This is a genomic window from Paenibacillus sp. FSL P2-0322, assembly GCF_037975315.1.
In the GTDB taxonomy this organism is placed as follows: Bacteria; Bacillota; Bacilli; order Paenibacillales; family Paenibacillaceae; genus Paenibacillus; species Paenibacillus polymyxa_B.
Map to the genome: position 1 here is coordinate 703,507 of NZ_CP150243.1, position 23,297 is coordinate 726,803.

The following is a 23,297-nucleotide window of genomic DNA, read 5'->3' on the forward strand; positions in this document are numbered from 1 at the left end:
AGAGAACAGATGTTTTATTCGGGACGATCATTGACATTTATCCAAATAAACCTTTGCGTTTTTTTCATTGTTTCCCCTTTTCACACTACCTATAATAATGCCGTAAATGATAATCATTTTCAATTAATAGAGAGAAGGAAAGGGGTAACAAGTGTGAAGAAACAACGTGGAAAGCAAATTATACTCTGGGTAGGGAGTTTCCTCCTGTTGTTGATAATATCGGCATGCAGTACTTCTAATGCTAATAGCAGCGTGTCTGATGAACAGAAAGAGGAAAGTGAGAAAACTGTTCAATATACAACGATAACAGGTAAACAGGTTGAAATACCTGCAGATCCAAAACGAGTTGTTTATATTGGCCAGACAATTGGTGATTTCTTGGCGATGGGTATTCCAGTTGTTGGTAATAACCTTCCCCAAGATACTCCTAGTTACTATGAAGGTAGATTTGAAGGAATCGTTGATGTTGGAAATCCTGGTGACTTAGAGACGATTCTGAGTTTAAAACCCGATCTGATTATTAATGGTTATTACAAGGCAGAAGTAGATCATAATGAGGCATTGTCGAAAATTGCTACTACTATCCCCTTTAACCCAGCTCTTCCTTATACAGAACGTGTAAAGGAGATGGGAAATATCTTTGGCAAACAGGAAGAGGCAGCTCAATTGATTGCTAAGTTTAAAGCACAGTCGAAAGAAATGTTTGATAAGTTTCAATTAGCAGAAGGGGAGACAGCGACAATTTTCTACCAGTTGGGTAAAACACTTTATGTTATGGGCGATCGTAGCCTGGGTGCTATTATTTATGGGGAGAACGGTTTCGCCGTCCCATCAGCTGTACAGAAGAATATTCTTGATCAAGAAGGCGTGTCTTTCGTTAATATTTCAGAAGAAGTGCTTTCAGAATTTGCTGGTGATCATTTGTTTGTAATTGTACAAGATGATGATGAAAGTAAAACAGTAGCTGACCGACTGCTACAAAGACCGATATGGGCAACTTTGCCTGCAGTCCAAAAAGGAAATGTTTATGTTGTTCCCAGTGAATGGAATACAGATAATTTGTTAGCTTTGGAGCAATTGTTTGAACAGATGCCACAATGGATGGACCAACAGTAAGAACTTATTTTTGCACATTCAGTTCTTTATATCGCTAGTTTTCTAAAATAGCACATACTCCAACTATTAAAAGCTGAACTATAGTTGAAAGCAGGTCATTATATGTTACAATAACGATAATGATTCTCATTTTCAATTGTTGGAGAGTTGCTTATGAATCTAGCACCCCTGTATATTAGGCTGCAACACTATGATAGGTTTCAAGTTGACCAGATAATTCCAGCGAATGGCCACAATGAGGGAATGAATGACAATGAAACAAATTTATGCACATTATTGATAGCACTCAGTCACGGCATACGGCTGTATGTAGACAATATTGCAATCGATCTACGACAAGGAAGCTGCATTCTGGTTTTGCCTGTACAACGCTACACTATGGAATCAAGTAACAAAGAGGCACAGCTTGCACGCTTTACCTTTGAAACCTTTAAAGTAGAAGGAATGACTTTGAATCCGGTTGCTCATCCACCTTTGCTTTGTGGTTACCCCTATAATCTGTTGATTTCTCAAATCAATCGAGTATTAGGGAATGAAGCATGGATAAGTAACCAATGTTGTTCCTCTCTATCCACATCAGAAATGGCTATGATGCAAGGTAGACTTCAGCTCATTCTGGGGTTGATGGCTCAGTTCGATGAGCAAGTTTCCCAGTTGCAGAACAATGAAAAGATAAACTTGGTTCAACAAACCGTACAGTATATGGAACAGCATTATGATGAAGACTTAACAGTTGAAAAACTTGCTAACATGGCTGGAATGGTCAGATGGCAATATAGTCAAAAGTTTAAAATAATGACCGGCAAAAAGCCAAATGATTATTTGGTCCAATTACGTATAAACCACGCAAAAGAACTTCTGTGTAATTCCACCGAGACATTGGGCAAAATATCTCGACAAATTGGGTTTAAGGATGAATACTATTTCAGCCGGTGCTTTCATAAATTAACTGGACACACCCCGCGTGAGTATGAGAATATTCATCTTCGTACTGGGCAAAGAACAGTTATCGATTCATTTGGCAAAAAGATTCATGTTCCCAAAGATACAACACGTATCGTGACTGATGGCAAATTTACGCTTGGAGAATTGCTCGTTTTAGCCATGCCCCCTATAGGAGCGGCCATCTCTATAATGAAAGATAACGTGATTTATCACAATAAGTTGCGAAATATTCATAATATCGGGCATTGGGCAGATCCAGATAAAATTGCACAACTGCAGCCGGAGTTATTATTGCTTAGCTATGTTCATCCCGAACAAGATTTGCAGAAACTAGATGCGATCGCTCCTACTGTTATATTGAACAGTAAGTTTAGACTATTTGAGCGGTTACGGTATATTGCTAAACTAGTTGAACGTAGTAAAGCGGCGGAGAAGTGGATTACTAGATATGAGAACAAAGTAAGATTGGTACGTAGGCAATTAGCAGATGCTTATGTTGCTGGAGAGACAGCTGCTGTTTATCTCAAGTTTGGTACAAAACTTTATATTATGGGCCAGAGCGGATTGGCTGCCACCTTGTATGAATCTCTTGGCTTTCGTCCTTCTGCCAATGTGATGCACCTAATCGAGCAAGGGCAAGCATGGATAGAAATTCAGCAGCATCAAATGAATCACTATGCGGGAGATCGTAATTTCGTCTTGGCTTCTCGCCAGGAATTGCAAACTGTTGCTCACTGTCCACATATTGCGGCTTTAGCCGATCTAAGTAACAGTAAGACTCATTTTGTGGATAATATATGGAATTATGATGATCCCATTACACGCGGACAGTTGCTAGAGGTGCTACCGTATATTTTTAATAAGAAAATTAAGTGATCAGGGGAGGCTAAACCCTAATCACTTTTTTTGAGCGTGGACAGCGCTTAACCAGCATAACTCGATTAACGAGGAATGTACTCTCCATCTATGGCCAGATTTTCATTCCGCTCGGACAGTGGAACAAGGATTTAGGCCTCTCGCATCTGAATCTACAGCATACTGGGAGAACAAAACATTAATATTTGATGATGAAAAAAAGGGCACGGCCGTGACTATAGCGCCAAGAATTCCTGGTTTCAAGCGAGTGCCCCTCAACTTGATCGGGAAGGTAATGCATGGACTTGGATAAATACGAGAACTTTGATTCTAATCCAGCTTGTGAAACATATGGAAAATTAGCTGATAATATATAAAAATATCATCATTTTACAATTTTAGAGGGAGAAACAACTATTGGTGCTCTGGATATAGGAGGAAATGATGATCGTATGCACATTGATAACGTGTGTGTTTCTCCTTTAAATCAGAATAAAGGAGCAGGTACTGGGCGACGGACTTTTGCTTCGCTGACCCGACCCTGACTGGCCAAGCACCGCTCGATTTTTCGAGTGATGTCGGAGTAAAGAAATATTTATTTGGTGCATTGAGGTGATTTTCATAAGCTTTTGTCGACATATGGAATGCACCTCCTAAATTAAAGTTTTTAGCATTGCTTTTGCCTTATTATAAGATGGAGCTTCACATAAAACAAAGTAAATAAATATGAATAGTAAAAGAATTCGCATTTGGATAAAGCGGAAATCACTTTTGGACATTCAATTTCCGAATCATGGCTGTTATAGTTTTAAAAAAGTTCAATCAACGCATATAAGGGGGTGCAACCCTATGCCGTCAGTTCGGCACGGATTGGTAACAACGGATAGACAGCAGGAATGGCTTGCTCGATTAGACGTAATCTTGATGCAAAACGCAGCAGAGACCGAGAAGGCGGATACGGAAAACGACTTGAATTATATGTTGATAACCGATTTGAGGAAAATCGGTTACCTTAAATTGGCGGTTCCATCAGACCTTGGGGGCGGGGAATTTCCTTGACTGACTTTCTCGTGTTCCAGGAGCACATCGCGCAAGTCGATGCGGCTAGCGCTCTGGCGATCGGTTGGCATATGAGCACTGTGCTTCATTTGGGAACCGTTCGCCCATGGAGGACAACGGAATTTGAATTTTTGTGCAAGGAGATCCTCGGCCGGAACACATTGATAAATCGGGCCGTAAAGCAATGCCGTTCATTCAATAGGTTGATTATGGTCAGATACCACCATAATTGACCTATCTTCGCTTTCTCGCATTTTTAAGATTAATTGCAGCAATGTACATGCATAGGACGATAGTTAGGATGGACTACTGTCAATAGAATGGACACTCTGAAACGAGAATCATTATGCTGCATTTGCATACTGGTTCGGTGACGACGGATTGTAATATTTAAAATATTGTATGGATTTTGACCATTCCATTTAAGCTTGATACAATAGGATAAACTAAGTGGAGATACTTTAACATAGAATGGTGTGGTCTAAACTTGCAACATGAAAACGAACTCTTGGATGTATGGTTGTCTTTGTCTCACATCCATTCCACTTTAAATGATAAGTTAGAACAAGCTCTACTACAAAATTATGATTTATCCTTGAAGGAGTTTTATGTTTTGGGTTTTATATCCAATTCCGAGGAAAAAAAATTACGACTGCAGCAACTTCAAGAATTGGTGGGATTAAGTCAAAGTGCGACATCGAGACTCGTAGTGAGAATGGAAGCCAAAAACTGCGGGGCTTTACAAAGATATACATGCGAGGATGATCGACGAGGTGTGTATACTCGGATTACGGAATTAGGTGAAAATAAATTCCAGCGTGCACTTCAAACCTTTAATCAGGTGTTACAATCAGAACTTCAGAAAGATGGAGTGAAGTCACAATTTCAAAATCTTACGCAAAAGCTATTTTAGACTTTGCAACCTGTGTATATCGTTCTTAGTTTCCTTAGGGTAATATGTGGCTTGAACGTTGTGCCACGAAAGGCTCTTTACAGGGGCTTAGTTTATTACCCTAGACGATTCAATAGAAATGTTATGATTGGAAAGTGAACATTTACATGATTGTGCATGCATGTTTTAATTAAGCTCCCAACCATGTGCGCATAGAAACGCCCTTCCGAAACTCCTCCTCATAAGGAGGAGTTTTATCGTCTGGAACCGCCGCCAGCCCCCTTTGCTTAAGAAACTGAGGCCGTATTGCGCTTTTCCTTGGCGTTGCCGCGGTCGCGACGACTTAGCAGAAATCCGACCAGAGATGCCGTGGATTGCTGGAAAATCATCCCGAGTACAACAGGCAGTGCTACCGGGGCCGGGAAATAGGTGATGGCCAGCACAGCTCCCGCGCTAATATTACGCATGCCGCCGTTAAAGACAAGCGCCGTACGGTCTGCATTATTCCACCGCATCAGCCCTGATATCAGATAACCGATCGCATATCCAGTGGAAGCAAGGACGACTATGGATAGGCATACTCCAACAAGCTTGAGATTAAAATCGACCAGATAAGGCGCGATGACAGATCCGTTAATCATGACGACAAGAGCCATAGCCAGCTTGGAGAACGGGCCTAGCCGAGGTCCCCATACCTGCTTGATCTTCCCTTTAGTCCATTCGTTCAACACCATGCCGATTAGCGAAGGAACGACAATCATCCAGAATAGGCTCTGCATCATCGCCCAAGTATCGAGCTGCACATCCGCTCCGATCAGCAGGGACATGATGCCCGGCACGGCAAATGGGGCCAAAATCGTATCAATTAAAATGATCGCCAATGTCAGCGCCGTATTGCCTTTATAGATGTTGACCCACACGAAGCTGGAAATGCCCGTAGGGATAGCCGCACCAAGAATAAGTCCAGTGATCGTATAAGGATCATTACTGAAAGCCAGATGCCCCAGCATCATGGCAAGAAGCGGCATAGCCAGGTGAAGAATAAACAGACAGGCGATCAGTGGACCAGGATGCTTTATCACATGGACAAAATCCTTAAACCCCATACTGATGCTGCCCGCGAAGGTCATGAATGCAAACAGCCAGGGAGAGAGTTCTGTATATTCTGACAACGGCGTACCGATTAGGACGCCAATTAGAATGCTGATTGGTGTAATTAGCGGCATAGCTGCATTTAGTCTACGATTCAACGTGAGGAGCATACAAAACTTCCTTTTTTAACCTTAAGTATAGACCTTGCACCCCCGATTCGTAAATGATCTGTGACCTTGCGGCAGCCCGATAGAAGCAAATTTGAACACTCCTGATGAACATAGATCAACCCTTCAAATTATTTCGGTATTCCAAAGGAGAGCAGCCCATTATTTTTTTGAATAGCCTGGAAAAGTAGTAAGGGTCCCTAAAACCGAGTTGTATGCTAATTTCTTTAATAGAAGCATTCGTCAAATCCAAAAGCTGACTGGCCCTCTGTATCTTCATTCTTAAATAGTAATCGACAGGAGAGTAGCCGGTGGATTGTTTGAATATCAAGTTCAGATGCTGCTTGGATACCTGAACATGCCGACTAAGCTCCTCAAGCGAAACGGTGGATTCCAATTGTTCACTCATATAGCGTGTTGCCTTATCCACATGACTCTGGTACGTACTGTCTTCCTTGCGAAATGCAACCGATACAACAAAACTCAGCAGATAACGGATAGTTTGCGATACTTGAACTAAATGTATGCTGGAGTATGATTTGTTCAGTAAAAGGTCGTAACACTGATGAAATAGCTCCAGTAGTTTGACTTCATCACTGGAGGCCATTGAAATATACGTTTTAAAAGGCTCAAATAATGCCATAAAATCATCAGCTTGGTCCCCTTTAAGATGAAACCAGTAAATCGTCCAAGGATCTCCATCGTCAGCCCCATAAGCATGCGGCATGTCCCTGGGAATGTACGCAAAGCTTCGCTCCGTCATATCAATCGTTAGGCCATCCTTTGTTCGTATCCAACCTTTTCCGCTGGCACAGTAGATGAATATATGCGAGTCACATCCGTGCATTCTTTCACGAAAATGATGGCGGGCATGGTTGAAGCAGCCTATGTCCGTAATATATAGATTTTTTGTAAGCGGATTCATATTTAATTTATCCAGCATATAGGGTGGAAGGACATATAACTTTTCACCCTCAAATCCATCAGCTTTCTTATTCATAATCTATCCATCTCCTAGCCTTAGGCGGCTCTAATGATGAAATACGTATATAGTCCATCATAAACAGTGGATTGTCAATTGTCTGTAATGTCGCTTACTTGTAAACTCTGAATATAAGAGCGACTATGAGGGAGTGATGGAATTGAGCATCTTCGACGCTAAGGCACGCGTGTGGGAGGAAACCGTGCAGATCCCCACGTATGGAATTGGCAAACCCGACAAAAATCCAATGTTTCTGGAGAAACGTGTCTACCAGGGAAGTTCCGGTCGAGTGTACCCGCATCCGGTAATTGATAAAATTGAGGATGAGAAGAAGCTTGAAAATTACCAAATTGTTTTTCTGGAAAATAAATACTTGCGCATTGAGATCATGCCAGAGCTGGGAGGCCGCATTTATCGTGCGGTCGACAAGACCAACGGTTACGATTTTGTTTATTATAACAGGGTCATCAAACCAGCGCTTGTGGGCTTATTGGGGCCGTGGATATCTGGAGGCATTGAGTTCAACTGGCCTCAGCATCACCGTCCCAACACTTACGGACCCGTTGAATACAAGTTGGAAGAACATGAGGACGGAAGCGCAACGGTATGGGTGAGCGAAATTGATCGTATGTTCGGCACGAAAGTAACAGCTGGATTTACACTCCAACCGGATAAAGCATACCTTAAAGTTGGGGCCCAGCTATACAACCGGACTGCCGAGCCTCAAACGTTTCTATGGTGGGCCAATCCAGCCGTAGCGGTACATGAGCACACACAATCTGTTTTTCCTCCAGACGTATCAGCCGTGTTCGACCATGGAAAGCGAGATGTATCCCGTTTCCCGATCGCTACAGGCACTTATTATAAAATGGATTATTCTGAAGGCGTAGATATCTCCCGATACAAAAATATTCCTGTCCCCACTTCATATATGGCCTATAAATCGGATTACAATTTCATAGGTGGTTACGACCATATGAAACAAGCCGGGCTTTTGCATGTGGCTAACCATCACATCTCTCCCGGAAAAAAGCAATGGACATGGGGAAATGGCGAATTCGGCCAAGCATGGGACCGGAATCTAACAGACGAAGACGGCCCCTACATCGAGTTGATGACGGGGGTATGTACCGATAACCAACCAGATTTCACTTGGCTTCAGCCGTATGAAGAAAAATCGTTCTCGCAGTATTTTATGCCTTACAAACATATTGGTATTGTCAAAAACGCTTCAATTGACGCAGCCGTTAATTTGGAATTAAATCGCAGCGAAGGGACAGCACAGATTGGAGTCTATGTAACTTCGTCATTTCGTGACGCTGTTGTGAAATTAAGTAGTCAGCGGAAAGTTTATATCCAAGAAACCTTAGATCTGACACCTAATAAGGCCTTTATGCAGAAGACAGTTATTTTGGCTGAGGATGAGGATTATGAACTATGCTTAACCGTCAAAGACGTGACCGGAAGGGAGTTGATTAGCTATCAGCCGAAGAAAAAGGAAGTTGAACAGATGCCGGCTGCTGCCGCCCCCCTGCCAGAACCGGAGGAATTAAGAACGAACGAAGAATTATATTTAGCAGGACAACACTTGGAGCAATACCGTCATGCTACCTTTGAACCCGAGGCGTATTATCTTGAGGGCCTGAAAAGAGATAAAAATGACAGCCGCATAAATGTGGCATATGGTACGTTGCTTCTTCGTAGAGGGTTGTATTCAGAAAGTGAAGAGTGCTTTCGTAAAGCTATCTCGCGGGTAACCTGGCGTAACTCTAATCCCTATGACGGTGAGGCCTACTACCAGCTTGGCTTGTCGCTAAAATACCAAGAGCGGATGGATGAGGCGTTCGCTGCATTTTATAAATCAGTATGGAGTGCAGCATGGCAAGACAGCGGGTATTTCTCACTGGCACAGATTGCGACAGAAAAAGGGAACTATGAAGAAGCGTTGGAGCTGGTGGAGCGTTCGATAATCCGAAATGCTCGCAACTACAAAGCACGCAACCTGAAGTCGGTTATTCTTCGTAAGCTTGGCAGCTACGAAGCGGCAATAGCCTATTCCAAGGAAACAATTAAGCTCGATATCGCCGATTTTGGAGCTTACCGTGAGCAAGCATTATCATTAGAGGCTCTCGGGTTACGAGATGATGCTAAAACGGTCTTCGAAGAGCTGGAAAAATGGATGCGTGGAGATGTGCATAATTATATAGCAGTAGCATCGGACTATGCAGCGGCGGGACTCTATGAGGATGCAGTATGTGTGTTGGAAGAAGCTCCAGAGCAGGCGAAAACATACCCTATGCTGTATTACGTTCAGGCCTTCTGCTATGCTAAAATCGGCAAGTATGAGCAGGCGAATAATGCTCTCGCGCAGGCCGCAGTTGCAGTTCCCGACTACTGCTTTCCTAACAGTCTGTTGGAGTTGGATGTGTTACAATTTGCAATTCGAACGAGACCGGGGGATGGAAAGGCGCATTATTACTTAGGTAATTTACTCTATGACAAGAAACGGCATTGGGATGCCATTTCCAGCTGGGAAACGTCTCGTTCCATTGACGATACTTACCCCGTTGTTCACCGTAATCTTGCTCTTGGATATTTTAACAAACAAGGCCAAGTAAAGAAGGCTCGCCATTCGTTAGAGCAGGCCTTTGCGTGCAATACTTCAGACGCGCGTGTTCTTTATGAGCTTGACCAGCTGTATAAGAAGCTGAACATCAAGCCCAACGACAGATTGAACCTAATGGAGAGTTATCCGGGAATCATAAAGCTTCGCGATGATCTGTTTTTGGAATATGTAACCGTTCACAATACGATGAAGCAGCATAAAATAGCGTTGTCCTTGCTGACAGGGAGAATATTTCATCCATGGGAAGGCGGAGAGGGGAAGGTGACTGGACAGTATAGGCTTGCCAAGGTAGAGCTTGCGAAGTCCGACCTGAGGTCTGGGCAGATTGAACAGGCTGTAAAAGGGCTGCAGGAGGCTTTAGTGTATCCAGAGAATCTTGGCGAAGGTAAGCTAGAGGGTTCCCGAGATAACGATATCTACTATTATTTGGGCTGCGCGTATGAGCTATTGAAATTAACAGATGAGGCAAGGCAGGCTTTTTCCACGGCCTCTCAAGGACTGGGAGAACCCATTAACGCCATGTATTATAACGATCAACAGCCGGATATGATATTTTACCAAGGATTGGCCTGGCAGAAACTTGGTTATGCGAAGGAAGGCAATCGTCGATTCAACAAGCTCATTGATTACGCCGAAAGGCACTTGTTCGAACCCGTGAAAATGGATTATTTTGCGGTTTCGTTACCCGACTTTCTCATCTTTGAAGATGACCTGAATAATCGTAATCAGGTTCATTGTACTTATATGAAAGCACTTGGTTTGCTTGGATTAGGACGACAGGACGAAGCTATCTTGCATTTTGAATCGGTGCTTAAGCTGGAAGCTAACCATCAAGGAGCATTGAACCATATGGACTGGAGCTGGGAGGGGAAATCAAATGAGTAATCTCATGAGAAATGTACCGCGCAAATTGACGATCACCATGTGGGACTTTTCTTGGTATACAATGACGCAAGAAGGTGAGCCCTACAGCGATCTTGAAGCCCGTTTTAAAGAAGCGGTCGAAAGAGGGTACAATACGATCCGAATATGTGCTATGCCATTCATGTTGTTTACAGCGGATGGCAAACGTCCTGGACCCTTGGAGTTTGCTAACCTTGGGGAAGTAGGTCAGCGTACGCGTTGGTATAACTGTCGTGGCGGCGCAGTGCTGGACGGGCATGCTCATTTACTTGAACTGTTTAGACAAGCAAAGGCTCATAACTGTTACATTATGTTATCCTCTTGGGAATATCAGCAGAGTCCCAGCTTTCTGGCTCATGCTGAGCTTAGAGATGAATTAGCTGCAATACCTCCTAAGGAGAGATTCATGGCCATTGCAAAATCAATGGATCAGTTGATCCGTTTCGTCACAGCAGAAGGCTATAGGAACCAGATCATCTATACAGAGTTGCATAACGAAGTGGAATTTGGGCAGTTAAACGCTGTTGGGACGTCTGAAGGCATAGCCGAAACGAATGTACCAGCGCTTATTGAAGCCATGCAGCCCTATGTAGAAGAAGCGATTGAATATCTTCGCCAATGTCATCCCGATATTATGATGACGGCAAGCTATACGTTAAATGAAGCCTACCCTAAAGCTTACGTCGCGCGCAATATGCAGGTTGCCCATTTTCATCTTTATATTAAAGGAGTGCTCAATGAGCTTATGGAAGCGGCAGGGCTTTATGATGAGTTGGCGCCGTTCCCCAATCCATTCGTACAATCCCTATTAAGAGAAGATGCTCCTCCATTTGCAAAGTGGACCCTGCCTCCGGAGCAGAATTGGCGGATGGAAGGCAATCCAGTCGGCATGAGGCTTATTTATTTACACGACTGGGTAGATCCCGACCAATGGGATTTATTTTTGTACGATCGGTATGGAGACCATAAAATTGCCATGTTGCAGAAGGCCGACACCCGTTTAGAAGAAATTCATGAATGGACACGTCATTCCGGTATTCCAATAGTCATAGGAGAAGGTTATGTAGGCTACACGCCGCTGTATGCCCAATTTGAAGAAGGCCCAGTCGGCAAATTTATCGCTGAATATGTGTTGCGAAAAGGAATGGCACTTGGGTTCTGGGGAATGACCCTCTGCTCTAACTGTGCTCCCCATCATCCATTCTGGAATGATATCGCTTGGCAGCGCAAATGGAATCAATTTATCTTGAATTCAGATTAACGAGTGAGGGGAGTGAACTCCATGAGAAACTATCGGGTTACAGTCAAAGACGATCAAAAGCATATTGTTAAAGGATATATCAAACTTGGCGGCACCAATCCCAAAGGAGAGGAAATCGGATTCACCAACTATTTTATGGAGAAGGACGGAGAGCCCTTTTTCGGTATTTGTGGTGAATTCCATTATGCCCGTTATGATGAACGCTATTGGGAAGACGAAATTATTAAAATAAAAATGGGCGGCGTAAACATCATTGCCACTTATATTTTTTGGAACCTACATGAAGAAGTTGAAGGTATTTTTGATTGGAGTGGGAACAAAAATCTTCGTCGTTTCATCGAGTTGTGCGGCAAGCATCAGGTATACTCCATGATTCGGATCGGCCCCTTTGATCATGGGGAAATTCGAAACGGCGGTATGCCAGATTGGTTATTTGGTCGACCATTTGAGGTTCGTTCTAATGATGAGGGGTATCTGTTCTATACAAGAAGAATGTATAACGAAATCGGTACCCAGGTTAAAGGGTTGTTATATAAGGAGGGGGGGCCAATTATCGGCACCCAAATCGAAAACGAGCATAATCATTCATCTGCCCAGTGGGCCTTGACTGTAGGAATTAATGATATGTGGTTAAACAGCGGAAGTGACGGTAACTCGCATATGTTAAAACTTAAAGAAATAGCTCTGGAAGCAGGGATTGATACTCCGATCTATACGTGCACAGGATGGGGAGGAGCGACAACTCCTGTACCTGATATGCTGCCATTATGGGGCGGGTATGCCTATTGGCCATGGATCTACTACGAAGAGGGACGGTTGGAGGGGATGAACGAGCATCCTGCGACACCGGAATACATTTTCCGAGACAAGCATAATAACAAGATTCCAAAGAGCTACAATTTTGAGCCTCAATACGCGCCTGAAGACTATCCGTACGCTTGCTGTGAAATGGGTGGCGGCATGGTTCAGTTTTATAAATATCGATTCGCATTTCCCTACCGCAGTGTTCCAGCGATGACTGTCATGAAGGTTGCAGAAGGCTGTAACCTGATCGGATACTACATGTATCATGGGGGTTCCAATCCTCGAGGTAAGGTTAACCCGTTCACAAATGATCTAGCCACTCCTAAAATATCCTATGATTTCAACGCTATGATCGGCGAATTCGGCCAAGTAAGGGAATCATACCAAAGAACAAAGCTGCAGCATTACTTTTTTTCAACGTTCCAAAAGCAATTCTCACTAACAAAGACAATTCTGCCAGGGGATACGTCCCAGATGGACCCTTATGATGTGGATACGTTACGATATGCAGTGCGATCCAGTGCCGGATCGGGTTACCTGTTTCTAAATAATTTCCAAGACCATGCCGAAAATTACGACCTGTGCGATTTTAATGTGAGTATTGAGCTACCCGAGGAAACGATTGTAATCCCTAGTCAAGGTGAACTGACGTTAGCACGTGATAGTTTTGCCATATTGCCATTTAACTTCAATTTAGATGGAATGAAGCTCAAATATGCTACGGCACAGCTGATAACAAGGATAGAAGAGGATGGAGAAGCATATTATTTTTTCTTTGTACCAGAGGGTATGAAAGGAACGTATGTAATGGAGTCAAAAGATATAATTAGTGCCACAATCGACAAAGGTTCGATAGAGCAATTGGATGGGAACACGATCATTAAGGTTGCTGAAGAGGAGGATAGTCTCATCCATCTGGTATCTGAAAGTGGTCAAAAAGTTGCCATCTATACGATGACTGATGAGCAAAGTCTTACATTTTGGAAGGTAAACATGCAAGGCCGGGACAGAGTCATTTTGACAAATGCCAATGTACTTGTATCTGAGGGCGATCTAAGGCTGGAATCAACGGACCAAGAAATGGTAACCCTGAGTGTATTCCCGGATTTTGACGCCTCATTCACATCGATTTCCGGTGGAGAACTGCTTGAAATAACAGAAAACAATGTATTCAAAACATATCGTTTAAAGGCTCCTAAGAAAGAAATTCATTTCAATTTGAAAAGGATAAATAACGATAAATTTACCCTTGATTTCGAATTAGATGCCTTTCACGGAATCAAGGAAGCTCTGCTGCGTATCCATTATACTGGAGATATCGGTTATGCTTTTATTGATGGCGAACTGATCAACGATAATTTCTGCAACCATACGACCTGGGAAATAGGTTTGAAAGCATTTGAGCATCGGCTCATCGAGCAAGAGTTGTACGTATATGTTTCTTCCATTCGAAAAGGTAAGGTTCTCAATAGCAATACGACCATGGCTGGCTGGAAAGAGACGACAAAGGAAAGTATTGTAAATATCAGTTCGGTTAGCCTTGTGCCTGTATATGAAATCAAAATCACCATATAACCCAGAAGGTTACATGGTGATTCCTTTCCAGACTAATTTCACATAAAGTAAGGGGCCAGTGAATACATGAGTATTTTTTATTTTCTTAATGTGTTTTTAGTAGATACCGGCTTTTTTCGATGTTTGTTTGATCCCGTTGCTTCCGTTAACTACAGTTTTTCCCCAATCCGTCAGATTGCCATTAGGTCCTGTTACAAGATCAAGGTAGGAAAGGTTGGAACTATTACCATACCAGGACCAGGCTAACCAGCCTACTCCTTTGGATTGGCCATATCTCATGATTTCTGTCTCGTCGACGTCTGCTCCCTGGTGGTAACCGCCAAATTCACCAATAATCAGAGGAAGTCCTTGATTCAGAACGTTATCAATATTGGTTCGAACAGTTTGAACATCTTTACCCGCGAACTCATACATATGGATGGAGAATACCGTATTCTTCAAAGAATCAGCTGCAAATACAGATTTACCAAAGTCATTGATAGACTGAGGATATTGTCCCCATCCGGCACAATCGACGATGAGCGTATTTTTGATACCTGCGTTTCTCAACTTGGGAATCGCTTGCTTGTATCCATCAGCCCAACCACTTCCATTCCAAGAACCATACCATTCGTTCGCAATGTTTACGATAACCCGGTCTTCCTTGCCGATCAGAGCATCCTTTATGCTAATCCAGTAGTTCACAGCTGCATCCAAAGACGCATAGTCGTCTTTGCCTGTAGCATCATGAACTTCAAGTACAGCAATCATTTTATGGTTGGAGACAAGAGAGATAATATTTTTCACGGAATTAATGTCATCCTTGGTGTACTGGTTTCCGTTAGAAAGGACAATTCGGACGGTATTAGCACCTGTCTGGGCAATTGCCGGGATAGCTGTATAAAGATCATTTTTGTACCATGTGTGAGCATGATTGACGCCTCTCATAACAAATGGCTTGCCTGTAGAATCATACAATTTGGTGCCGCTTACATAAAATCCTGAAGCAGCTTCTACCTTGGAGAAAACTCCTCCTAAACCAATCATGATGAGCAAGCCGACCAGTCCAGACAATAATGCTTTTCTTAACAATACCTTCATTTTTATTCCTCCCTAAATATATTATTCAACTTCCTGCTATACAGAGATGAAGTAGGTATGTAAGTGTGTAAATAGCAGTAAGCTAAACACAAATTAAGCGTTTTCAATTTGGAGAAAAGTTATTTTTGTTATTCTATCATTTGAGTTTTTGTTATTCAATTGATTTTTTTAGTTATTTTTTGTGTTTTCTAATCATAAACACATAGATTTATTATTTAAGTGAGATTTTCTATGGTATCATTGTATTTATTGCTTATATTTGTTTGAAATTTAGTTTATTTCAATAAAGATAACCTAACTTTTTTGCTTTAATATATCTGAAATATGTAGATAAACCTAACGTTGTACTTGGCTAATTATCTTGAACAAAGGCGAGATCTAATCGGACAGCAATACCTAAGCTTCACCGCGATATTAAATTATAGTATGATATTCTTGTGAAAAATTTTACCAGAGTGAATAGGGGCAAGCTGATGAGAAAACCAATCATTGCAGTCGATATGGACGATACCATCTGTCATCTCGTCAAACGAGCCATATACCATAACAATAGTGAATTTCCCACTCATACGCTTCGGTATGAAGAAATGTTAGATTGGAACACCGATCATCTACGTCATCCCAAAAGCACGCATGATGTATTTTATGGGCGACCGGGTTTGTTTGAGGAACTTGAACTGTATGACGAGTATGTTGTAGAAGAGATGGAGAAGCTTTGCAATGCTTTTGATGTCATTATTGTGACAGCGGCAGAACCCAAGACCGTCGTAGAGAAATGGAACTGGCTTCAAAGACATATGCCATTCATTCCGATTGAGAACTTTTTCCCATGTAAACGAAAGAACCTGATTAACTATGATCTCCTGATTGATGATGGTCCTCATAATTTAGTGCCTGCGCTAGAGGAGGGGAAAAAGGTGCTTTGCATTCCTCATCCATGGAATCTGAGAGTAAGAGAGCAATATGAGTTCCCCGTCATGACATCCTGGCAAGGAGCAAAAGAACGAATCGACTCCATTTTAGGAGTTCTGTATAAATAATAGAACCATTCGTAAAAAAACAGCTGGCTCCTTTGGAACTGGCTATTTTGCTAGAAAGAATAGCACTTATGATTGAAATAAAATGGTACAATTGATATGCATTATCCATGAGGAGGGAACGTGTATGACCATGACTATGGGTCAGATTGTGAATCATCTGACCAAGGGAATAAGCATACCCAACACCACCGTAGATCTACTGGACCCAGGATATATAGATACTGAGGTGCAAGGAATTGTAACCGCTTTCTCAGCTTCGCAGTATGTAATAGAGCAAGCTATTTCTTTAGGTGCAAATTTTATCATTACGCATGAAGGCATCTTTTATAGTCATCAGAGAATGCATGAATGTTTACTATATGATCCTGTTTTTTTGCAAAAATCTCGCCTCATTGCCGATGCAGGTATAGGCATTTATCGGTTTCATGATGCCATACATCGTTATCAACCGGATGGAGTGATAGTTGGGCTTCTTCAGGCGCTTGGCTGGCACAACTACATTGTGAAACAACAGCCGACGGCCGCCATTTTGACTATTCCGGCTATGGAAGTTAAGGAGATCGCTGAATATATCAAAGCCAAACTACATATTCGTTATGTACGGGTGGCTGGCGAGGTTTCCATGCCATGTGAACGAGTGGGAATCTCAGTAGGATACAGGGGAGGTGGTGAACTAGCCATTCCATTATTTCTAAATGAAAATGTGGATTTAGTCATTGCCGGTGAGGGCCCAGAATGGGAAACACCAGAATATGTTAAAGATGCTGTCTATCAAGGGCAAAGTAAAGCACTTATCATGCTGGGACATGCTGAAAGTGAAGCACCTGGGATGAAGTATCTCGCAGATGTACTTTCCGCCCAATTTCCAATGCTCCCCGTACACTTTATAGAAGATCGCCCGGTGTATCAAATATTGTAATGAGAACACGTCTTTTGTGATGGTCATCCCGCACTGTTGTTATATCCGCTCATCCACTTTATGAAATGGAGGCAAGATGATGGGAAGCAGAGTGATTATGCCGTTCAAAAAAGACTGGAAATTTATAGAAGGTAATTATGCAGGTGCTGAGAAAATGGACTACAACGATGAGCATTGGCGGCTCCTTCAAGTCCCTCATGATTGGAGCATTGAAAAGTCCTTTGATCCGCATATGCTGTATGGTGGCAATCAAGCTTATTTGCCGAGATGGTCTGTGGGATGGTACAGAAAGCATTTTAATGTGAAGCCCTCCTCTCCAAAACAGCGCGTATACATACAATTTGATGGCATTCACAGTAACAGTGAGGTTTGGATCAATGGGCATTTTGTGGGCAAGCGACCCTATGGATATGTTAGCTTTCAATATGATTTGACTCCATATATTCGGTGGGATGAGGAGAATGTGCTTGCCGTCAAAGTGGACAATACGATTCTTTCACCTGATAGATGGTATTCGGGGGCCGGTATTTATCGTAATGTTTGGCTGATTTGTACGGATTATATTCATATAACCGAATGGGGGACTTACATTACCACACCTGAAATTTCGCCAGATGAAGCCAAGGTGACTGCCAGAATCCAGGTCACTAATCATCACGCGCATGCCGTAGAGTGTACGATTATGACTGAAATGCTGGACTCACAGGGACAGATCAAAGGAAAAGTGGAAAACCGAGTAACTCTTTTGGGCTGTGAAACGGGGGAAATAGAGCAAAAAGCGCGAGTTTTAGAGCCAGAACTATGGTCACCGGACAACCCAGTGCTCTACGAAGCTCAGACGACGATCTATTGCGACAATACAGAGGTGGATCGTTATTGTACTCCGTTTGGTATAAGAGAAATGAAGCTGGATACACAAAAAGGTTTATTGCTGAACGGAAGTAATTTAAAGCTAAAGGGAGTGTGCATTCACCATGATTTAGGCTGTCTGGGGGCTGCTTACCATGATACAGCCATGAAGAGAAGGCTGCAGAGGCTGAAAGAAATGGGCTGTAACTCGATTCGTTTTGCTCATAACCCGATGGCGCCCGAATTATTAGATTTATGTGATCAGATGGGGTTCTTGGTGGTTGATGAAGCTTTTGACAAATGGAAGTCTCTTTTCTATGAGCATTTGTATGATGAGTGGTGGGAAAAAGATCTGGAAGCAATGTTGCTCAGGGACAGGAATCATCCCAGTGTTTTCATGTGGAGCGTTGGGAATGAAGTGGAAAACCAAGGTCAGCCATCCATGCTCAAAATGTTGGAGCAGCTCGTGGGTTTCTGCCATGAAAAAGACCCGACTCGACCAGTTACATGTGCACTTGAGCCGCATAATACACCAATCAGCTTGCGTGAGGGTTCGATTGAGGCCAAAGTGGAGCATACCAAACAGCTGGCACAACGAGTGGATGTTCTGGGGGTAAACTATCAGGAGCAGTGGTATGAGCACTATAGAGCGGCCATGCCGGATACGCTTATCCTTGGAACAGAAACATTCCCATACTATCGGGGTAAGGATAACCGGGTTAAAGGTTATTTGCCTATGAATCCCTGGTTTGATGTCGCTAATCATGATTATGTGATCGGTCAATTTGTTTGGAGTGGAATTGACTATTTGGGAGAAACGAGCTATCCCTCCAAAGGGTGGTCTTCGGGTCTGATTGATACTTGCGGATTCCGCAAACCAGTATCTTATCTCCAACAAAGTTTATGGTCTGATCAGCCTATTGTGCACATAGCCGCATTTAACGAACACATGAAATCGGAATTTAATCCGACATGGACGATGCACTGGAAATCTCCGGCCATGGAAGATCACTGGACATTTCCTGAATACGGTGGAAAATTGATACGGTTGGTTACCTTCACCAATTGTGAGAGCGTGGAATTGATCGTGAATGATGAATCATATGGTAAGAGGAAGCTAGTGGATTACCCTAATCATTTAATCCTATGGGAGCTTCCCTATACACCGGGCAAAATCCGGGCTGTGGGTCGCAATGGAAACGAGAAGGTTTGTGAGCATGAACTGACCACTGCCGGGGCTCCTTATGCTCTAAAGTTGGAGGCCGATCGGACGGTTCTACCTGCTGATGGGCATGAGATATCTCATGTGGAAGTAACGGTCATAGACCCAAACGGGATCATCGTACCTAACCAGGATTTTGATGTAATCTTTAAACTGCAGGGAGATGGTCGTATCCTTGGAATAGACAATGGTAATCTCACCAGCGATGAATCCTTCAAGGGGAATGAGAGACGAACACACAGGGGAAGGTGTCTCGTTGTTATACAATCCGGTTATGTGGCTGGTGAGTTGTTGCTTCAGGCGTCAGCAGATGGAGGGTTGCTGGGAGAAACCAGACTGAAAATAGAAGAAGAATCCAAAAGACAATTCAAGGCTGATTCAGTATAGAGCTTGTATAGTTTAATTAAAAGGTCTGAATAGGTGACGAGTGCTCATGCTCTACCTGCTCAGGCCCTTTTTAATATGTTTACAACTGACAGTCAATAGCCATCTATGACTATAATTCTCTTTTTGACAAATAGTTTGGATACGAATAGAATGACTAATTATAATATAACTTATTAAAAGATTAATAAAAAGTGGTGATAAGGAGATAAGTAAATGCCAGTAGAACCCTCCATGAATCCCAGGGTAATTCGTAACATTTTATTTTTGTTATTCGCTTTACCGGGTGTAGCTTTTGCTTCCTGGGTGTCTCGAACGCCTATTATCCGGGATATTTTACATGTCTCGACTGCCGAAATGGGAATTATAATTTTTGGATTAGCCGCAGGTTCTTTAGTGGGACTACTTAGTGCAGGCAATATGATTTCTCGTATAGGTGGACGGGCGGTCATTCTGAGAAGTGCGATTTTGATTGTGATCGGTTTTGTCATTGTAGGGTTGGGAACTGCATTTTCGCTCACGAGCATCGTATTTGCTGGTTTGGTCATCTTTGGAGGTGGCTATGGGACAGCGGAAGTAGCTCTTAATGTCGAAGGTTCTGCGGTAGAAAATCAATTGCAAAAAACGCTTTTGCCTGCTTTTCACGGTTCATTTAGTATGGGGACACTTGTAGGTGCGGTTATTGGCTCTGGAGCAGCGGCACTACACATACCTGTTGTGGTCCATTTTGGAGCTATGGCTGTCATGATTGCAGCGGTAACCTTCTATTTTTATCGTTTTCTGCCTCACGATACAGGTGTAGAGAAAGAAGTTCCTACTCAAAAGGTCGGATCTAATCTCAAGGCGCAGCTTGCTGTATGGAAAGAAAGACGGATTTTACTAATCGGTATCATCGTGTTAGGTATGGCGTTTGCAGAAGGGTCTGCGAATGACTGGCTGCCGCTAACGATGGTAGATGGTTATGGCGTGGATTCTTTAACAGGTTCCTATATGTATGGACTATTTGTGGCAGCGATGACCATTGGACGTTTTACTGGCGGATTCATACTGGATAAATACGGCCGTGTCCCTGTGTTGAAAGGGAGTGCTGTCCTGGCTGCTATCGGTATCATTCTAGTGATCTGGGGACAGCATTACCTCATGGCCGGACTGGGCGTCGTATTATGGGGGCTTGGAGCCTCACTTGGTTTTCCTGTGGGCTTATCTGCTGCCGGAGACGATCCTCGTGGTGCAGCTATCCGGGTTGGAGCCGTAGCCACGATCGGTTACATTGCCTTTTTAGTAGGCCCCCCAGGATTAGGGTTTTTAGGTGAACATGTTGGACTTCTACATGCCTTGATTGTAGTGCTTGTTGGCGTTATTGTTGCTGGTTTGATATCGGGTGCAGCCCAACCTATTGGGATGAAAGAAAAAAATCAGATTAAAATATAAAGGGGATTGTCCCATGACTATGAAAACGGAAAAACAAAAGATGATGGATGGAGAACTTTATGTAGCTGCTGATCCTCAATTAACGCAAGAAAGAGAGTATGCGAGAAGATGTGTACGTCTCTTTAATCAGACGGCAGAGACGGATCGTAAGTACCGTGAAAAGTTACTTAAGGAGCTTTTCGGATCAACTGGTGAAAATATAGGTATGGAACCCAACATACGCTGTGACTACGGATACAATATCCATGTTGGGGAAAATTTCTACGCCAACTTTGACTGTACCATTTTGGATGTTTGCGAAGTGCGCATTGGAGATAATTGTTTCCTGGCTCCAGGAGTTCATATTTACACAGCGACTCATCCCATAGATCCGTTTGAACGGATCGCTGGCCCAGAGTATGGGAAACCTGTAACGATTGGCAACAATGTATGGATTGGCGGTAGAGCAGTTATTAATCCCGGTGTTACGATAGGTAATAATGTCGTAGTGGCATCAGGAGCAGTAGTAACCAAGGATGTTCCAGATCATGTGGTTGTAGCTGGAAATCCAGCACGAGTGATAAAGCAAATTAAAATCTCCTAAACAGCATACAGGCAAATCATTTAATATTTGTACCGATGATCCTATTAAAAGCGCTCCTTATTTTAATAGGATCATTTAATTTAAAGACTTGTATACTTATGGTCTTCAAGATTGAACTATACAGAGTAATAAATAATCATATTCATCCGAACCAGGGTTTCTCCTAGATTATAGTAAATGTGTGGGCGGTCTGCTTTAAAGCGGATCGAATCTCCAGCTTTAACCGTGTATATTTCCTCACTGACTTTTACCACCATCTCACCCTCAAATACCGTAATAAATTCTTCTGTACCTTCACGATGCGGCGCTGAACTCAGTTCTCCGCCTGCTTCAATCTCTACGGTGTAAACCTCAAAATTTCTACTTCCTTCATAGGGGAAAAATGGATACAACCGATATTGATTATTTTCTTCAAGCACTTGTACTTTGCTTTTAGGAACGACTACTGCATCTGAAGGTGGTTCATTAATCAGAGCAGTGAAAGAGATTTTCAAGCCGTTCGCAATTTTCCATACGGTTGTAATCGAGGGATTAGATTCTCCGCGCTCAATCTGACCGAGCATCGTTTTACTGATCCCCGTCAGATCAGCTAATTTATCTAAACTTAATTTTCTTTCATTTCTTAGATGTTTCAAATTTTTACTTAAAATCAGATTAATATTCTCCATAATTCTTCGCTCCTATTGTGCTTTATAAAGAACATATTGTACAATCATAAAGTACAAATGTACGTCTCAACGTACATTTCATTCAATTATAACATACGGGAGTTGATTGTTGCATGCCGTTTATTCCGTTCCTTTCTTATGCACTTGTTAGCAGCTTTACGCCAGGTCCCAACAATATTATGTCTTTAGACAGTGCCAGGCGGTTGGGTTTGAAAAAAGCATTCCCATTCTTGCTGGGAGTAACAGCAGGTTGTTTCGCCATTATGCTGTTAGCCTGCTATTTTAATCTTGCTTTGTATCATTTTTTGCCACGGGTTAAGATCTGGATGAATGTTCTCGGCAGTCTGTATATGCTTTATCTGGCGGTGAAAATTGCAAAGAGCAAATCCTCTACGGAGGATAATGATCACAATGAGGGATATTCCTTCAAATCAGGACTGTTGCTACAATTTATCAATTTAAAAATCATTTTGTATGGTATTACGGTCATTTCAACGTTTGTAATGCCTTATGATGTATCGTATATAGAGCTTATTACGATTTCATTACTCCTGACCTGTATTGGTTTTGTAGCTGTAGTGAGCTGGGCGATTTTTGGCGCAGTGTTTCAACGTTTCTTGAATAAGCATGAGCGTTCCTTCAATATCATAATGTCCTTATTGCTCCTTTATAGTGCACTATCGATATGGATGTAAATGAGTACCTTATTCATCATAGAAAAGAAAGGTTCCTGACTATAGGCAGGAGCCTTTTTTCGTGTGAATTGAGCTTATTCTACGAGTCATAACATACAATCGGACAGAATGGATGAGTCTCCTGATCATTTAGCTGCAAAACGGGTATT

The 23,297-nt window shown here is 42.6% G+C and carries 18 protein-coding genes; 13 read left to right on the forward strand and 5 right to left on the reverse strand.

Annotated features, from left to right (window positions below; genetic code table 11):
• Positions 1 to 153: 153 nt before the first annotated feature.
• Together MKY24_RS03245 and MKY24_RS03250 are read left to right on the forward strand one after the other, a co-directional pair.
• Positions 154 to 1,116 (forward strand): ABC transporter substrate-binding protein, encoded by a 963-nt coding sequence (locus tag MKY24_RS03245; RefSeq protein ID WP_080751592.1) that lies wholly within the window; start codon positions 154 to 156, stop codon positions 1,114 to 1,116.
• A gap of 153 nt (positions 1,117 to 1,269) precedes the next feature.
• Complete coding sequence (locus MKY24_RS03250; protein WP_023986865.1) at positions 1,270 to 2,937, forward strand: AraC family transcriptional regulator; 1,668 nt, start codon at positions 1,270 to 1,272, stop codon at positions 2,935 to 2,937.
• Between the two features lie 393 nt (positions 2,938 to 3,330).
• On the opposite strand, the gene MKY24_RS03255 is transcribed toward MKY24_RS03250, so the two are convergent.
• Positions 3,331 to 3,555, reverse strand: a complete 225-nt coding sequence (locus MKY24_RS03255) for a hypothetical protein (protein ID WP_023986866.1) — start codon at positions 3,553 to 3,555, stop codon at positions 3,331 to 3,333.
• Between the two features lie 210 nt (positions 3,556 to 3,765).
• Here MKY24_RS03255 and MKY24_RS03260 point away from each other — a divergent pair, with 210 nt between their 5' ends.
• On the forward strand, positions 3,766 to 3,975 hold the full coding sequence (locus MKY24_RS03260) for a hypothetical protein (RefSeq protein WP_023986867.1): 210 nt from the start codon (positions 3,766 to 3,768) through the stop codon (positions 3,973 to 3,975).
• A 487-nt stretch (positions 3,976 to 4,462) separates the two neighbouring features.
• Positions 4,463 to 4,888 (forward strand): MarR family transcriptional regulator, encoded by a 426-nt coding sequence (locus tag MKY24_RS03265; RefSeq protein ID WP_023986869.1) that lies wholly within the window; start codon positions 4,463 to 4,465, stop codon positions 4,886 to 4,888.
• A 266-nt stretch (positions 4,889 to 5,154) separates the two neighbouring features.
• Here the strand turns inward: MKY24_RS03265 and MKY24_RS03270 are convergent, their stop codons facing one another.
• Both MKY24_RS03270 and MKY24_RS03275 read right to left on the reverse strand, forming a co-directional pair.
• Complete coding sequence (locus MKY24_RS03270; RefSeq protein ID WP_076295395.1) at positions 5,155 to 6,129, reverse strand: bile acid:sodium symporter family protein; 975 nt, start codon at positions 6,127 to 6,129, stop codon at positions 5,155 to 5,157.
• Between the two features lie 115 nt (positions 6,130 to 6,244).
• On the reverse strand, positions 6,245 to 7,126 hold the full coding sequence (locus tag MKY24_RS03275; RefSeq protein ID WP_339201407.1) for a helix-turn-helix domain-containing protein: 882 nt from the start codon (positions 7,124 to 7,126) through the stop codon (positions 6,245 to 6,247).
• A gap of 136 nt (positions 7,127 to 7,262) precedes the next feature.
• On the opposite strand from MKY24_RS03275, the gene MKY24_RS03280 reads away from it, so the two are divergent.
• Genes MKY24_RS03280 through MKY24_RS03290 form a run of 3 tightly spaced genes read left to right on the forward strand, consistent with a single transcriptional unit; the run spans position 7,263 to position 14,277 of the window.
• The gene (locus MKY24_RS03280; protein WP_339201408.1) at positions 7,263 to 10,619 is read left to right on the forward strand and encodes a DUF5107 domain-containing protein; all 3,357 of its coding nucleotides are present in this window, start codon (positions 7,263 to 7,265) and stop codon (positions 10,617 to 10,619) included.
• Complete coding sequence (locus MKY24_RS03285; RefSeq protein ID WP_068941324.1) at positions 10,612 to 11,898, forward strand: cellulase-like family protein; 1,287 nt, start codon at positions 10,612 to 10,614, stop codon at positions 11,896 to 11,898. The genes MKY24_RS03280 and MKY24_RS03285 overlap by 8 nt, the downstream gene beginning before the upstream one ends.
• 21 nt (positions 11,899 to 11,919) lie before the next feature.
• Positions 11,920 to 14,277 (forward strand): beta-galactosidase, encoded by a 2,358-nt coding sequence (locus MKY24_RS03290; protein WP_339201409.1) that lies wholly within the window; start codon positions 11,920 to 11,922, stop codon positions 14,275 to 14,277.
• A 96-nt stretch (positions 14,278 to 14,373) separates the two neighbouring features.
• On the opposite strand, the gene MKY24_RS03295 is transcribed toward MKY24_RS03290, so the two are convergent.
• Complete coding sequence (locus tag MKY24_RS03295) at positions 14,374 to 15,357, reverse strand: glycoside hydrolase family 5 protein (RefSeq protein ID WP_053324578.1); 984 nt, start codon at positions 15,355 to 15,357, stop codon at positions 14,374 to 14,376.
• A gap of 473 nt (positions 15,358 to 15,830) precedes the next feature.
• Here MKY24_RS03295 and MKY24_RS03300 point away from each other — a divergent pair, with 473 nt between their 5' ends.
• The 5 genes from MKY24_RS03300 to MKY24_RS03320 all read left to right on the forward strand — a co-directional run bounded on the left by MKY24_RS03300 (position 15,831) and on the right by MKY24_RS03320 (position 21,785).
• The gene (locus MKY24_RS03300) at positions 15,831 to 16,397 is read left to right on the forward strand and encodes a 5'-nucleotidase (protein WP_023986876.1); all 567 of its coding nucleotides are present in this window, start codon (positions 15,831 to 15,833) and stop codon (positions 16,395 to 16,397) included.
• A 124-nt stretch (positions 16,398 to 16,521) separates the two neighbouring features.
• Positions 16,522 to 17,316 carry a Nif3-like dinuclear metal center hexameric protein gene (locus MKY24_RS03305; RefSeq protein WP_075153702.1) on the forward strand — a complete coding sequence of 265 codons (795 nt, stop codon included), beginning with the start codon at positions 16,522 to 16,524 and terminating at the stop codon, positions 17,314 to 17,316.
• A gap of 79 nt (positions 17,317 to 17,395) precedes the next feature.
• Positions 17,396 to 19,774: a glycoside hydrolase family 2 gene (locus MKY24_RS03310; protein ID WP_076161310.1), complete on the forward strand. Its 2,379-nt coding sequence runs from the start codon at positions 17,396 to 17,398 to the stop codon at positions 19,772 to 19,774.
• Positions 19,775 to 20,005: 231 nt separating this feature from the next.
• Positions 20,006 to 21,202: an MFS transporter gene (locus tag MKY24_RS03315; RefSeq protein WP_339202260.1), complete on the forward strand. Its 1,197-nt coding sequence runs from the start codon at positions 20,006 to 20,008 to the stop codon at positions 21,200 to 21,202.
• Between the two features lie 13 nt (positions 21,203 to 21,215).
• A complete protein-coding gene (locus MKY24_RS03320; protein ID WP_280922029.1) occupies positions 21,216 to 21,785 on the forward strand; it encodes a sugar O-acetyltransferase in 570 nt (189 codons plus the stop codon).
• A 116-nt stretch (positions 21,786 to 21,901) separates the two neighbouring features.
• On the opposite strand, the gene MKY24_RS03325 is transcribed toward MKY24_RS03320, so the two are convergent.
• Positions 21,902 to 22,453, reverse strand: a complete 552-nt coding sequence (locus MKY24_RS03325; protein ID WP_202403976.1) for an XRE family transcriptional regulator — start codon at positions 22,451 to 22,453, stop codon at positions 21,902 to 21,904.
• A gap of 113 nt (positions 22,454 to 22,566) precedes the next feature.
• Here MKY24_RS03325 and MKY24_RS03330 point away from each other — a divergent pair, with 113 nt between their 5' ends.
• The gene (locus tag MKY24_RS03330) at positions 22,567 to 23,148 is read left to right on the forward strand and encodes a LysE family transporter (RefSeq protein WP_023986882.1); all 582 of its coding nucleotides are present in this window, start codon (positions 22,567 to 22,569) and stop codon (positions 23,146 to 23,148) included.
• The last annotated feature ends 149 nt before the right edge of the window (positions 23,149 to 23,297 follow it).

Bases quoted from the DNA above. Each gene is read 5' to 3' on its own strand.
- MKY24_RS03250 (WP_023986865.1), top strand. From the start codon at position 1,270: ATGAATCTAGCACCCCTGTATATTAGGCTGCAACACTATGATAGGTTT.
- MKY24_RS03255 (WP_023986866.1), bottom strand. From the start codon at position 3,555: ATGTCGACAAAAGCTTATGAAAATCACCTCAATGCACCAAATAAATAT.
- MKY24_RS03260 (WP_023986867.1), top strand. From the start codon at position 3,766: ATGCCGTCAGTTCGGCACGGATTGGTAACAACGGATAGACAGCAGGAA.
- MKY24_RS03270 (WP_076295395.1), bottom strand. From the start codon at position 6,129: ATGCTCCTCACGTTGAATCGTAGACTAAATGCAGCTATGCCGCTAATT.
- MKY24_RS03275 (WP_339201407.1), bottom strand. From the start codon at position 7,126: ATGAATAAGAAAGCTGATGGATTTGAGGGTGAAAAGTTATATGTCCTT.
- MKY24_RS03280 (WP_339201408.1), top strand. From the start codon at position 7,263: ATGGAATTGAGCATCTTCGACGCTAAGGCACGCGTGTGGGAGGAAACC.
- MKY24_RS03285 (WP_068941324.1), top strand. From the start codon at position 10,612: ATGAGTAATCTCATGAGAAATGTACCGCGCAAATTGACGATCACCATG.
- MKY24_RS03290 (WP_339201409.1), top strand. From the start codon at position 11,920: ATGAGAAACTATCGGGTTACAGTCAAAGACGATCAAAAGCATATTGTT.
- MKY24_RS03295 (WP_053324578.1), bottom strand. From the start codon at position 15,357: ATGAAGGTATTGTTAAGAAAAGCATTATTGTCTGGACTGGTCGGCTTG.
- MKY24_RS03300 (WP_023986876.1), top strand. From the start codon at position 15,831: ATGAGAAAACCAATCATTGCAGTCGATATGGACGATACCATCTGTCAT.
- MKY24_RS03305 (WP_075153702.1), top strand. From the start codon at position 16,522: ATGACCATGACTATGGGTCAGATTGTGAATCATCTGACCAAGGGAATA.
- MKY24_RS03310 (WP_076161310.1), top strand. From the start codon at position 17,396: ATGGGAAGCAGAGTGATTATGCCGTTCAAAAAAGACTGGAAATTTATA.
- MKY24_RS03315 (WP_339202260.1), top strand. From the start codon at position 20,006: ATGAATCCCAGGGTAATTCGTAACATTTTATTTTTGTTATTCGCTTTA.
- MKY24_RS03320 (WP_280922029.1), top strand. From the start codon at position 21,216: ATGACTATGAAAACGGAAAAACAAAAGATGATGGATGGAGAACTTTAT.
- MKY24_RS03325 (WP_202403976.1), bottom strand. From the start codon at position 22,453: ATGGAGAATATTAATCTGATTTTAAGTAAAAATTTGAAACATCTAAGA.
- MKY24_RS03330 (WP_023986882.1), top strand. From the start codon at position 22,567: ATGCCGTTTATTCCGTTCCTTTCTTATGCACTTGTTAGCAGCTTTACG.